This window comes from Streptomyces sp. NPDC002867, assembly GCF_053591895.1.
The window spans coordinates 1-12,472 of the sequence record NZ_JBSFUR010000085.1 but is presented as its reverse complement, the minus strand read 5'-3'; the positions used below and the strand labels follow the sequence as shown (position 1 = coordinate 12,472).

Sequence of the window (12,472 nt, the reverse complement as noted above, 5' to 3'; positions counted from 1 at the left end):
CAGGTCGGCCATGGTCTGTGCGTACTTGAGGCGTCCGGCGCGGATCATCTTCTTCTTTTCTCCATCACGGTGCGGGCGGGGCGCCGGCGAGGGCGGCCCGCCCAGGGCGGGCGTCAGGTGGCTGAGGGATCCGGCAGGCAGTTCGGCAAGCACGGCTCGCCGGGCTCCGCGCCGCATCCGTCGCAGCTGCGGGCGGCGGCGTCGATCAGCGGCCACAGGTAGGCGAGGGCTCCGGCGGCGTGGGTGAGCGGAACCAGGGCGGCGGCGGTGATGACGTACAGGGCGTGCGGGGCGCGGCGCGTGGTGTGGACGCGGATACCGGCGGTATCGCCCGGGCCCGAGGCGAGGTCCGGCAGGAGGAGGCCGTCGGAGTGCCACTGCACGATGACATCGGCGTCGGCCAGGTCACGGGCGAGCTCGGCGAGTTCGGAGGACGCGGCCGCGGCGCTGGCCGGCCAGGCCAGCTGCGCGCTCTCGCCGAAGGCGCGCTCGGCGGCGTCGGTGACGGCGGGGGGCCTCGAGCTCCTGGACGTGATGGTCGGCATCTCGCCGGGCGAGGTAGACGGGCATGAGCTTCTCCTTGCGTGAGGTGTGTTCGGTGCTGGCGCGCTGCCACGACACGCCAACGAGACAACAATAACCCTTTTGCATCACCATCGACAAGGGAGCGTGCACCTCACGTGGCGCCGGGCGGATACACTCGCTGATGAGACCGCCTCTCGGGTTCTCCCGCGGAGTGTGTGTTTTCGGTTGGCCGGCGCCCTTGCCACCCGCTTCGGCGGATTGGGCGCCGGCCTTTTACGTGCCCGCAAGCCGCCAAGCCGCCCCGTCGCACGCAAGCTGGCAGCATGGCCGACCCGCAACCACGCCGCTCGGTCGTGATGTTTATGCGCTATAGTTGTTTCATCGAGTCTGGCGGCTGGCCAGCACACGAAGACATGCACGAAGAGCACGACTTGCAGATCAGCAAGGAGACGCTCGTGGCCGCCAGGAGAACCGGTGAGAGATAGGGACGTCGAATCCATCATGCTGTCCGACGACGAAAGCCGCGACGTTCTGAGCCGGATGATCCTTCCGGCGTGGACGAAAGGCGCTGCTCGCCAGGGCCCCGGCCGGTCGTCGTGATCGTCGGCGGCCAGCCGGGCGCGGGGAAGGCCCAAGTCGCTGACCTCGTCCAGGCGGTGCTGGACCGTCGCGGCGGTGCGGTGCGGATCGGCAGTGACCTGTACAAGGCCGCGTACCAGCACTACGCCGAACTCCTGGCCGTCGATGTCCGCACGGCCGGAGTCAAAGTCAGGCCGGACACGCGCCGCTGGCAGGCTGCCGTCGAGGAGTACGTCCGCATTCACGGCTGCGACGCAGTAGTGGAGTCGGCCCTGTCCGATCCCGCCGAGTTCCGTACGTCCGCTGCCGCGTACCGGCAGACCGGCTCCCGGATCGAGGTGGTCGCGCTCGCGACGCCGGAGGCGTGGAGCCAGCTCGGGATCCTGGACCGCTTCCTCACGAAGGCCGCCGACGGCGCGGGCGGCCGGTTCGTGTCCTGGGCGAACCACGACGCCTGCGCGAAGAACATGCTCACGACTCTCGCGGCCATCGAGGCCGAGCAGCTGGCCGACCGCATCACCGTGGTGACCCGCGACGGCACCGTGCTGTACGACAAGCTCGTCAATGGTGCGTGGCGCCGTCGGCCCGCCGCCGACAAGGCAGTCGCCCGCGGGCGCTCCCGCGCGTGGACGGCCCGGGAGACGGCCGCCTTCCAACACGAGGTCGCTCGCGCCGAGGTGCGCGTGCACGGCGATGTGCCGGGCGAGGACGAGCGTCTCGCCGTCGTCCGGGACGCGAAGCGGGCCGCCGCGCTCGCCGAGCCGGTCCGCCGCATCGCACAGCCCCGAAGGCGCGCGCCGGGCGTTGACTACCACCGGCTCTCCGTCGCCGAGCACCGGTGGGCGACGAGCTGATCGTGCCGTCATACCTGAACGGCATCATCACCCGGGACGATCCGCGCGCCGTCTACGTCATGGGGCAGCCCGGGGCGGGCAAGCTGCTGGCCGCCCGGATGGTCCGCCGCGCGATGCGGCCCGGCACGACCCGGCCGGTCGGTAACGATCTCAAAGCCCAGCACCCCGACTACTTCCAGCTGCTGCGCGACGACCCCCGCAGCGCCGGGGCGGCCATCCGCGCCGACTACCGGGCCTGGTTCACCTGGGCCGAGGAGTACGTTCGCGACCGAGGCGGCGACGTTCTGATCGAGGCCGCCCCCGGCGGCGTGGAGGAGTTCCTCGCCAGCGCGCTGCCGTTCGCGGCCAGCGGCTACCCGGTCGAGCTTGTCGTCCTGGCCGTGCGTGAGGCCGACAGCCGTCTCTCGACCGCGCTGCGCTACGCCCGCGCCCTGCAGCGTGGCGGCACCGGCCGGTTCACCAGCCGCTCCGGACATGGCACCTGCTTCCGCGCGCTCGCCGACGTTGTCGCCATCGCCGAGCGACACCCTCAGATTGCGGCCATCACGGTGATCCGCCGGGACGGCCAGGCCCTGCTGCGCCACGAGAACGGCGGCGCCGGGCGGCCTTCGTGGGCACTCGCAGCGGAACGGCTCCGCCCCTACACCGAGCAGGAGGCCGCAGCCTTCCTCCGTCTCCACCAGGGTCTGCGCCGGGCGCTCCCGCGCCACCGGGAGGAGCTGGACGAGATCGCCGCACTCGCCCGGCCGTTGATGCCCGCGCGGGTGCAGCCGGCTCGCCTCGGCCGGCCGCACCCGCCCGTCTGGCCCCTGCCCGTGCCGAGCAGGGCTGCAGGCTACGACTCCTTGAGCTGCTTCAGCCGCGCGGCGTAGACGGCGGCGATTCGGTCGGCCTCCTCCGGATCCGCCGTCGCCAACTGGGCCCCGTCGGCGAGGGCGGCCTCCCGACTGCGCTTCAGCTCCTCGATCCGCTCCTCGTCCGGCACCGGCGCGCGGCGCTCCTCGAGGAGCTGCATGTTGTACCAGTTCACCACCTCCTGGACGGCGTCCTCAGCCGCCTGCTCTTCGCCGCCCTCCAGGCTGGAGAAGTCGGGGATATCGGGGTCGGACACGCGACCACTCTCCTCATTAGATCTTGAAAGGGAACTCGCCATTGTCCTACCGGTGGGTGTTGGCCAGTTCCCCGCCTTCGGGCCGGGGGTGTAGGCCATCCCCATGCTGGGCTGACCTCGGCTCGGGGAGTGGATCCGCACCGTTGACACCGGCCTGGTCACACGGGACGTCGCTGGTTCTTGATGCGCTGATGTACAGCGGTCAGCTTCGTGGCGAACGCCATGTGCGCGTGGGAGTTGTGGGCAACGTGTACTGAGCGTCCGAATGTCAGGTGCTGCGTTCCAATCGTGGTGACATGCGCCCACGCATTATGTTCGTGCTATCAGTGAACCAGCGGGATCAGGAGGGGCGTTGAAGCGTCAGCGTGGCCACAAGGCCCGGCTCTGTCTCACTGGGCCTGATCCGCTTTGACGGACATCCGAGATCAGGGGTTCTGCCCCGGGAGGATGTCCGTCAAAGCGGATCAAGCCCACAGCACCGTACTGATCGAGGTGCTGGAACCGGTCAAAGTCTTCTATGCCAGAGAGCCGGTGGTTCTGGTCTGGGACGGGCCGTCCGCCCACTGGAGCCGTGCCATGCACGCCTGGGCCGCCGAACAGGACTGGCTGACACTCGAACGATTACCCGCCTACGCGCCCGAGCTCAACCCGGTGGAACTCCTGTGGTCGGCGATCAAGAAACGCGAGCTCGCCAACCTCGCCGGCGACCACCTCGCAGACGTCGCCGACGCCACCGAACGCGGCATCCACCGCATCAGCCAGAACGACCAACTCCCCTGGTCCTTCCTGACCCACACAGGACTCACCATCCACCCACCACGCCCACAGAACTAACGAAAACCTCAGTAGTACCCCCGTCCTCGTTCGAGTCTCAGTTGAGCTCGATGAAGACGAGACCCGGCAGCGTGGCTTCCTCGGCCCAAACGACGGCGTGACCGTCACCGCTGAGTTTGACGTGAATGCCCCAGTCGTCGCTGTCATCCCCGATGGCTCCGTCGGCGCCGTCGAGGTACGTGTCGAAGCCGTCCGCCGCGACGAGCTTGGCCCGATGCGACGCATCCGCGACGGTGAAACTGGCCGCCTCGGTCCCCACCCGGCCGAGTTCCCGCATGCGGCCCAGGGCCTGCGTCACCGGAAGCTCGTGGTCAGCGTGCACGAGCAGCAACTGTGCAGCAGCGTCCTCGTCGACGTCACCCGCTTCGACAAGCTCGTCGATCAGTTCGTCGTCAAGATAGAACGCTCGCCACCGGCCGGCGCGGACAGGCGCCTCCAGGACCAAAGTCCACTCACCGAATCCCAGTGCCTCGCCATGAACGGTGAACTCACCGTAAGGATCGAATTGGTCGACGCTAGCGTTCAGATTTGGCAAGTCACTCTCACTCTCGCTTTCGACCTCGATCGATTTGAAGGCCGCTGTTCATGACTCATGGTCAAGTACGCGCCAAGGTGTTGCTAACGAAGTGTCCGTTGACGTATGTCCTTCCGTTGCAAGAGGCCTGTCGATGCTGCAGACGCACCTCCCCAGTAGGGCGGGCGACTACGGGCTGTCGACCGAAGTCCCCTCGATCCCTCCGCTTGGGAGCTGGCTGGAACCCCTTTGTTCTGCGGGTGACTTCTCCTCCAGTCGCCGAACCCCGCAACCGTCACGGTGCCCCTTAACCCCGCTGTCGCGACGGTGCGCCACACGATAGCAATCGTTCAACGATCCGACAATACTCGGATAGTGCATAGCGTCCGGGGCTGCTGCCACGTCATCGGCGGTGTGGGTTCGGGCGTCGTTCACCTTCGCCGCGGTTGGACTGGGCGGTCAGGAGGTCGGTGCCGAGTCGATGCGCAGGAGTGGGTGCGGATACTGGACGCAGTCGGGCAGGGTGAGGGCCCCAAGTGGCCCGGAATCTGGCTGTACGGGACCTCGACCCGCTGCCTCAGGCACGGTGGCCGAGCTGCGAGGACCTTGGGGGCGGCCTGCACCGTGCTGATCGGCCCCCGCCCAGTCCATCCCCTCCACATCAGCAGGGGCAGGAAGACGAAAACAGGATGTCGGCTCACTCACCGGCGAGAGGCGGGCCATGACCTGCGAAGGCGCAAGAACTCACCGCGAAGGTGCGGCGCTGGTGCTGCCGCCGTTGCTGCCACACTCACCACCAAGGCTCGTCGCCGGTACGGCCTTTCACCTCCGTGCTCGGTGAGCCCGGACGTGCCAACCCCTTGCTTCGCGATGGCCGAAGTCGGTCAAAGCTCATACATTACGGATCACCCAGGTTTCGTCCGCGATGATTTCCGCGCAAATCAACGACGCTTGCGACGCTTCTTCTTGCTGCCCAGCGGGCAGGGCGGGCGCTGTGGCGGCATCCCCGTGACGCACTGCTCGGTCTGCTCCTGGTGCTCGCGCACGACGCGCGCCGTCTCCTTCATGACCCGCACGAGCACGTCATAGAGCCCGGCGGGGCGTTCGGACGGCACGGCGTCCTGCAGCTGTCAGACGACCGAGCCGCTGCGCGAAGTCGTCGAGCGGACCGAGCCCCGGACGCGCACCACGGTGCGCCGGGGGCTCTCGAAGCTGTGTCTGCCGGGGGACGCCTACGAGTGGAGGCACCCGCTTGCGCAGTGACAGCAGTAATGCGGGGGCCGGCCAACGCCCGCGTACACGATCGTCTCGCCGCACCAGGAGCACGTCGTCGTCTTCGTTCGCTCTCTCACGACGACCGATTCGGGCACCGCGAGGACGTCGCTGTCGGGCTCCTGGTCGTCACGGTCCGGGCCGGGAAGCTGCTCGGGATTCGGCACGGATGAAATCGTACGCGACCGAAGTGCCAGAGGTAAGCGTCACCTTCCGGGGTCAGAGCAGGAGGCAGGGATGGACAAAGGTACGCCCGCTCACGGCACTTGAGTTCTAGAGGTAATCGCAACACCCGACCTCAGGGGACCAGACGGCCTTCGAAATCCGCAAGATCCGCTCGACGCGCTCACGTTCTCTTACTCCGTCCGCATGCTCGCCGTCGTCGCCGAGGGGGAAGCCCTCGACGAGGCCAGGCAGAACGCGGTAGAGGCCGTTGTGGAGCACTTCCCGCACCGCGCCGAGGGCGAGGACGGCGAGAGTCCCGAAGCCCTGAGGGGCGGCGACAACGGCGCCTACGTCGTCGCGGCGTTCGAGGGAGACCTGCGAACCCGGCCCATCGAGAGCGCGGCGTTCGAGCTGATTGCATGACCGCAGCAGCCACCCAGACGTTCACCGTCATCGGCCTGACCCTGGACGTCGACTGCAGCCGCGAGCTGCATAACGGACCGGCCCCTGCGCGCCCACGAATGTGACCTGCCGCTGGAGATCGCCTATGCGGTGCGCCCGCGGAGCGTCGGGTCGTGCCGACATCGGCTAGGGCTGCTGGCGACTTCGTGGAGTAACGCCCACATCCTCGGCATGCTCGGTCTCGTCAAGCGCTCGGCCGGGTTGGGTAGTTGAGGGTGACCGGAACCTTTGGCCCGGCTCGTGACGTCGGTCACTTGATGTGTGTGGGGTGACCGTGGCATTCGGGACGGTAGGAGCTACCTCCAGCATCAGCACGACCGCCCCGGGTGATCGTGTCCGGCGCTCCGCTGGCACTGGAGACGGAGAGATAGGTATGTCGCACCGTAATGGGTGCCGAAGTTCTCATGGTTCAGCTGCCGTGGCGTCCGTGGGGAACTCATCCGTCCCACCCTCGAAGCCTGGCGTCAGGCCCGCAACGGCATCCGCAAGCCCACCCACGACCTGCGCGCCCTGATGAACGCCATCCTCTACGTCGACCGCACCGGCATCCCCTGGCGCTACCCGCCCCACGACTTCCCGCCCCACCAGACCGTCTACGGCTACTTCGCCCTCTGGGAAGCCGACGGCATCTTCGACCAGCTCACCGGCCTGTTACGCGGCAAAATCCGCCAAGCCGAAGGCCGCTCAAGTGAGCCCAGCGCCTGCCTGATCGACAGCCAGAGCATCAAAACCTCCGCCACCGTCCACCTGACCAGCCAAGGCATCGACCCGGCCAAGAAAATCACCGGTCGCAAGCGGCACATCGTCACCGACACGCTCGGCCTCCTGCTGGCCGTGGCCGTCACCGCCGCCAGCGTCCACGACTCCGCCGCCGGCACCCAACTCCTGGCTCAAGTCCGCGAGCGCCACCCCACCATCACCAAAGCCCGGGCCGACAACGGCTACAAGACCAAAGCCGTGGAACAAGCCGCCCACCTCGGCATCGACCTCGAAATCGTCCAACGCGACCCCGCCACCCGCGGCTTCCACGTCCAGCCCCGCCGCTGGGTCATCGAACGCACCCTCGGCTGGCTCATGCACACCACCGCCGCCTGGCCAGCGACTACGAAACCCACCCACACCGATCAGCCGCCATGATCCAACTGGCCGCCATCAACCTCATGACCCGCCGCCTCACCCACGAAACCACCACCAACTGGCGTGACAGCTAAGCCAAATAAAACAGACAACCGAGAATCAAACGCTCACTACTGAGCTTGAACTCGTGATGTCGTAACAGGCTGACCGTGGCCCGCTCTGTGCGGTATCACCGTTGGATGCGGTATCCACAAGGGGGCGGGCTGACCGCCGAACGCCGGGAGTTTCGGGAACGGTTACGGCTGGAGGCGGCCGAGCGGTTCGAGCGCGGTGAGACGAACACGGTGATCGCCAAAGAGCTGCGGGTCAGCGCCCGGTCCGTGCAGCGCTGGCGCCGGGCCTGGGCCGAGGGCGGACTGCGGGCTTTGAACTCGAGCGGTCCCGCCTCGCTGCCGCGGCTGAGCGACGAACAGTTCGCCCAGCTGGAGCGGGAGCTGGCCAAGGGACCGGCCGCGCACGGCTGGGAGGACCAGCGCTGGACCCTGGGTCGGATCAAGACCGTGATCGGTCGGCGCTTCCACCTGACCTACACCCTTCAGGGGGTGCGCAAGCTCCTGGTCCGCAACGGCTGGTCCTGTCAGGTCCCCGCCCGCCGGGCCCTGGAACGCGACGACGAGGCCGTGACCGGCTGGGGGAAGGAGACCTGGCCCTGCGCGGAAGACTCGCGGCCGCCCGTGGAGCATGGCTCGTCTTCGAGGACGAGGCCGGTTTCTCCATGACGCCGCCGCACGCGAAGACCTGGTCGCCCCGCGGCCGCACCCCGGTGGTACGGGTCCGTGGCCGCTCCCGCAGACGCCTCTCGATCGCCGCCCTGACCTGCTACAAACCAGGCCACCGCTCAAGGCCGATCTACCGGCCACGCCGCGACGACGGCAACCGCGACGGGCGCAAGAGCTTCTCCGTAAGTTGTTGGGCGGCCCAGGAGGGCCGGGTGTGGCTCAAGAGCTTCTGCCTTCAGTGGCTCGCCAGGAGTGGCCGCCCGGCTCTTCGGGGCGCCCTGGCTGCTGATTGAGATGTGCGCGCTGTGTGCGGTCGCTGATTACGGAGATGACAGCGGGGTGTTCCTCGGGCCGACGGCATGCTGTTGGAGCTGAGGAGGGGCGAGTGAGCGAGCGACGGGCCCGGGTCTGGGCCGGTTTCGACGCGGGCAAGGGTCATCACTGGGCGGCGGTGGTCGACGAGACCGGCGCGACCCTGTGGTCGAAGAAGATCGAGAACGATGAGTCGGCGATCCTGACCGCGCTCGGCGAGATCCTGGAGCTGGCTGACGAGGTTAAGTGGGCGGTGGACATCTCCGGCACGTCGTCCGCGCTGCTGCTGGCTCTGCTCGCAGCTCACGGTCAGCAGGCCGTCTATGTGCCCGGCCGCACGGTCAACCGCATGTCGGGGGCCTACCGGGGCGAGGCGAAGACCGACGCCCGTGACGCCTACGTCATCGCTGAAACCGCACGTCACCGCAGGGACTTCGCCGCGATCGACGTGCCCGCGCAGCTGGCTGCCGATCTGGCGCTACTGACCGCCCACCGTCCGATCTGGTCGCCGACCGGGTGCGGATGATCAACCGACTGCGCGATGTGCTGACCGGTGTCTTCCCTGCGCTGGAGCGGGCCTTCGACTTCTCGGCCCACAAGGGTGCCCTGGTGTTGCTGACCGGCTACCAGACCCCGGCAGCAATCCGCCGGCGCGGCCGGGCCAGGCTCACGGCATGGTTGGCCAACCGCAGCGTACGCAGCGCCGACACCGTCGCCGCTACCGCGCTGGAAGCTGCCCAGGCCCAGCACACCGCGTTGCCCGGCGAGGACGTCGCCGCCCAGATCGTGGCTGACCTGGCGGCACAGACCCTGGCACTGGACGACCGGCTCAGGCGGATCGACAGGCAGATCCGCGAGACGTTCCGCTGTCATCCGCAGGCCGAGATCATCGAGTCCCTGCCCGGCATGGGCCCGATACTCGGCGCCGAGTTCGTCGTCGCCGCGGGCGACCTGACCGCCTACGCGGACGCCGGCCATCTGGCCTCGGCGGCCGGGCTGGTGCCCGTCCCGCGTGACTCCGGACGCCGCACCGGCAATCTGCACCGTCCCAAGCGCTACAGCCGCCGCCTTCGACGGGTGTTCTACATGTCCGCGCAGACCAGCATCATCCGCGAAGGACCGAACCGGAACTTCTACCTCAAGAAGCGCGGCGAGGGCTGCAAACACGTCCAGGCCGTCATCGCTCTGGCCCGCCGACGAACGAGCGTTCTGTGGGCCCTGCTGCGCGACGACCGAGTCTTCGCCTCCGCCCCGCCGGTCGTGCAAGCGGCTTGACTTCGTCATTGAGACTCCTGGCGCGACTACCGCGACCTGCTGATCGCAGCGCACCAGCAACTCGGCGGCCCGATCGTCCTGATCTGGGACAATCTCAACGTCCACAAGGCCGCCGACCTGCGAGAATTCGCTGCACCCGGGACTGGCTGACCATCTACTACCTGCCGCCCTACGCACCCGACCTCAACCCCGTCGAAGGCATCTGGTCCCTGCTGCGGCGCGGCTGGCTCTCCAACGTCGCCTTCACCACTCCAGAGCACCTGACGCAGCGCATCCGACGCGGTCTCCGCCACATCCAGTACCGCAGCCACCCCATAGACGGCTGCCTCGCCGAGACGGGACTGACCATCACTCCCAGATCACCGAAGACGACATCACGAGTTCAAGCTCAGTAGTTGCCCCACTTCCCGTACCTGGAGCAGGCAGTTTGGAGGCCTGCGGACCTGCCTGCCATCAGCAAGGCGGCTCGCTGAGCCCGCCTCGTCGGATCCGGCCTGCCGTAGCCAGGTGGCCGTGCGTACCGCCGGAGTGGACCGACCGCGCCAGCCAGCTCCGTCAACCCGAAGCCACCAGTTGCGGGGCTGTCGCTGTGAGGCGCAACGGGTCGGATGACAGCCGTAGCGGCGACGACCCTCCGGTGTCGCGGAGGGCTGGCCGGCCGCAGGTCGCGGTGGGTGATTCGCTTCCCACGTCGTCAGGCGGGGCGGTACGCAACGTCGGTTGCGTACCGCCCCGCCTGTCCTGGGGTGTCAGCTCGCCGCTGTGACCTTCACGGGCTCGGTGTCCGTGGCGCTGTGCTGTGCGGCCCAGTTCTCCAGGGCGGTGCGGACAGCGTGGTCGAGGTGGTGCAGGCCGGACAGGTCCAGCTCGACCGGGCGGTCCTGCGGCAGTGCCTCCAGGCTGTCGAGGATTTTCGGCAGCCGTAGGAAGGTCGCGTTGCCCGACAGGTACGCCTGGATCGGGCCGGCGCCCTTGTCGATGACCTCCAGCTTGACGTGCGAGGCATCCCAGGCGGTCTTGATCACCGCCAGTGCGAGACCGATGAGCACGCCCTCGAACATGTTCACGGCGACGATCGCCACGGCCGTGATCACCAGGATCAGGGCCTCGCCCTTGTGGTCCCGCCACATGTCGGCGATCTGGCGGAACGGGATCAGCTTCCAGCCCGCGTGCACGAGGATGCCGGCGAGGGCGGGAATCGGGATCAGCGCCAGGGCGGCCGGCAGTGCGGCGGCGAACAGCAGCAGCCACACGCCGTGCAGGACACGGGAGGCCTTGGTCTTCGCGCCCGCGTTGACGTTGGCGGAGCTGCGCACGATCACCGCTGTCATCGGCAGCGCGCCGAGCAGGCCGCACACGGTGTTGCCGGTGCCCTGGGCGATCATCTCCTTGTTGTACTGGGTGCGCGGACCGTCGTGCAGCCGGTCCACGGCCGCCGCGCTGAACAGCGACTCGGCCGAGGCGATCAGCGCGAAGGCGATGATGGTGCCCCAGATGGCGGGGTTGGCCAGCTCGCCGAAGGCCTCGGACCCGGGCGGCTGGATGACGCCGAGCAGGCCCTCCACCGTCACCGTGGCGACCGGCAGGCTCAGGGCGAGGGTGGCGCCGGTCGCCAGGACGACCGCGGCGAGGGCGCCGGGGACGGACTGCACCGCCTTGGGCAGCTTCTTCCACAGCACGATGACGGCGATGGTGCCCGCGCCGATCGCGAGCGAGGCCAGGGCCTCGGTGCTGTCGAGCGCGTCGGCGAACGCCCCCGGGAGCCCCGCGATCTTGCCGATGCCGGACGCCGGGGCCTTCAGGCCCGCCGCCGCGTAGATCTGGCCGGCGATGATCACGAGACCGATCCCGCAGAGCATGCCCTCGACGACGGCGACGGATATCGCCCGGAACCAGCGGCCTATCTTCGCGAAGCCCATGGCGAGCTGGAGCAGACCGGCGACCAGCACGATCACACCGAGCGTGCCCACCCCGAACTCGCTGACAGCCTCGAAAACGATCACGGTCAGGCCGGCGGCCGGACCCGACACCTGAAGGCTGCTGCCGGGCATGAACCCGGTGACGAGGCCGCCCACGATACCGGTGACCAGGCCGAGTTCGGCCGGGACGCCGGAGGCGACCGCCACGCCCACGCACAGCGGCACGGCGACCAGGAAGACGACAATGGAGGCGAGGAAGTCCTGCCTCAGATAAGGGAACTTGGACAGCATGGTCACCAACTCCCTTACAGTGTCTCGAACGTGTCAGAGTCCGTGTGGTGCCCCCGCATGATGCCGGTGTGGACCTCGTAGTACCAGCCGTGCAGCTGGAGTTCACCCGCCTCGAGGCGCTTCTCGATGCACGGGTAGGAGCGCAGCCGCTCCAGCTGCGTCAGCACGTGGTTCTGCACCGCCTCGGCGACCGTCGGGTCGCTGGGGTCCGAGCACTTGGGCTCGTCCGCCGCGTGGGCGAGCCAGTCGCGTACGGCGGGTACGGCCGTCAAGTCGTCGTGGCGCACCACCGCACCGACGGCGCCGCAGTGGGAGTGGCCGCAGACCACGACGTGCTTGACGCCGAGCACCTGCACGGCGTACTCGATGGTGGCCTTCTCACCGGTGGGGGTGGCGGAGGGGTACGGAGGGACGATGTTGCCCGCGGTGCGCAGCTCGAAGAGCTCGCCGGGGCGGGCGCCCGTGATCAGGGCTGGTACGACTCGGGAGTCCGAGCAGGTGAT

At 68.4% G+C, this 12,472-nt stretch carries 10 protein-coding genes and 4 pseudogenes; 8 read left to right on the top strand and 6 right to left on the bottom strand.

Annotation, left to right across the window (positions count from 1 at the left end; genetic code table 11):
* Positions 1-113: 113 nt before the first annotated feature.
* On the bottom strand, positions 114-545 hold the full coding sequence (locus tag ACWD0A_RS34075) for a hypothetical protein (RefSeq protein ID WP_451304499.1): 432 nt from the start codon (positions 543-545) through the stop codon (positions 114-116).
* A gap of 534 nt (positions 546-1,079) precedes the next feature.
* Here ACWD0A_RS34075 and ACWD0A_RS34070 point away from each other — a divergent pair.
* Both ACWD0A_RS34070 and ACWD0A_RS34065 read left to right on the top strand, forming a co-directional pair.
* Positions 1,080-1,958 carry a zeta toxin family protein gene (locus ACWD0A_RS34070; protein WP_451304497.1) on the top strand — a complete coding sequence of 293 codons (879 nt, stop codon included), beginning with the start codon at positions 1,080-1,082 and terminating at the stop codon, positions 1,956-1,958.
* Positions 1,959-1,960: 2 nt separating this feature from the next.
* On the top strand, positions 1,961-2,830 hold the full coding sequence (locus ACWD0A_RS34065; protein ID WP_451304495.1) for a zeta toxin family protein: 870 nt from the start codon (positions 1,961-1,963) through the stop codon (positions 2,828-2,830).
* On the opposite strand, the gene ACWD0A_RS34060 is transcribed toward ACWD0A_RS34065, so the two are convergent.
* Entirely contained in the window at positions 2,794-3,069 is a 276-nt protein-coding gene (locus ACWD0A_RS34060; protein WP_451304493.1) for a hypothetical protein, read from the bottom strand. The two genes, ACWD0A_RS34065 and ACWD0A_RS34060, sit on opposite strands and share 37 nt — an antisense overlap.
* A 447-nt stretch (positions 3,070-3,516) precedes the next feature.
* Between ACWD0A_RS34060 and ACWD0A_RS34055 the strand changes: the two genes are divergently transcribed.
* On the top strand, positions 3,517-3,903 hold the full coding sequence (locus tag ACWD0A_RS34055) for a transposase (RefSeq protein ID WP_451304491.1): 387 nt from the start codon (positions 3,517-3,519) through the stop codon (positions 3,901-3,903).
* Between the two features lie 37 nt (positions 3,904-3,940).
* Here the strand turns inward: ACWD0A_RS34055 and ACWD0A_RS34050 are convergent, their stop codons facing one another.
* Positions 3,941-4,438, bottom strand: coding sequence for a hypothetical protein (locus ACWD0A_RS34050; RefSeq protein WP_451304489.1), 498 nt, complete (start codon positions 4,436-4,438; stop codon positions 3,941-3,943).
* 920 nt (positions 4,439-5,358) lie between these two features.
* Positions 5,359-5,532, bottom strand: coding sequence for a hypothetical protein (locus tag ACWD0A_RS34045; protein WP_451304487.1), 174 nt, complete (start codon positions 5,530-5,532; stop codon positions 5,359-5,361).
* A 526-nt stretch (positions 5,533-6,058) separates the two neighbouring features.
* On the opposite strand from ACWD0A_RS34045, the gene ACWD0A_RS34040 reads away from it, so the two are divergent.
* From ACWD0A_RS34040 to ACWD0A_RS34020, 5 genes and pseudogenes are all read left to right on the top strand, one after another.
* On the top strand, positions 6,059-6,277 hold the full coding sequence (locus ACWD0A_RS34040; protein ID WP_451304485.1) for a hypothetical protein: 219 nt from the start codon (positions 6,059-6,061) through the stop codon (positions 6,275-6,277).
* A 429-nt stretch (positions 6,278-6,706) separates the two neighbouring features.
* A pseudogene (locus tag ACWD0A_RS34035) lies at positions 6,707-7,527 on the top strand (IS5 family transposase).
* Between the two features lie 105 nt (positions 7,528-7,632).
* A pseudogene (locus ACWD0A_RS34030) lies at positions 7,633-8,354 on the top strand (winged helix-turn-helix domain-containing protein); the annotation flags it as partial.
* A 203-nt stretch (positions 8,355-8,557) separates the two neighbouring features.
* Positions 8,558-9,759 (top strand): annotated as a pseudogene (locus ACWD0A_RS34025) (IS110 family transposase).
* A 15-nt stretch (positions 9,760-9,774) separates the two neighbouring features.
* Positions 9,775-10,154, top strand: a pseudogene (locus ACWD0A_RS34020) (transposase); the annotation flags it as partial.
* A gap of 354 nt (positions 10,155-10,508) precedes the next feature.
* Here the strand turns inward: ACWD0A_RS34020 and ACWD0A_RS34015 are convergent.
* Together ACWD0A_RS34015 and ACWD0A_RS34010 are read right to left on the bottom strand one after the other, a co-directional pair.
* Positions 10,509-11,969, bottom strand: coding sequence for a SulP family inorganic anion transporter (locus ACWD0A_RS34015; RefSeq protein ID WP_451304483.1), 1,461 nt, complete (start codon positions 11,967-11,969; stop codon positions 10,509-10,511).
* 14 nt (positions 11,970-11,983) lie between these two features.
* A partial coding sequence (locus ACWD0A_RS34010; protein WP_451304481.1) for a carbonic anhydrase occupies positions 11,984-12,472 on the bottom strand: 489 nt, incomplete at its 5' end.

Bases quoted from the DNA above. Each gene is read 5' to 3' on its own strand.
- ACWD0A_RS34075 (WP_451304499.1), bottom strand. From the start codon at position 545: ATGCCGACCATCACGTCCAGGAGCTCGAGGCCCCCCGCCGTCACCGAC.
- ACWD0A_RS34055 (WP_451304491.1), top strand. From the start codon at position 3,517: ATGTCCGTCAAAGCGGATCAAGCCCACAGCACCGTACTGATCGAGGTG.
- ACWD0A_RS34040 (WP_451304485.1), top strand. From the start codon at position 6,059: ATGCTCGCCGTCGTCGCCGAGGGGGAAGCCCTCGACGAGGCCAGGCAG.
- ACWD0A_RS34015 (WP_451304483.1), bottom strand. From the start codon at position 11,969: ATGCTGTCCAAGTTCCCTTATCTGAGGCAGGACTTCCTCGCCTCCATT.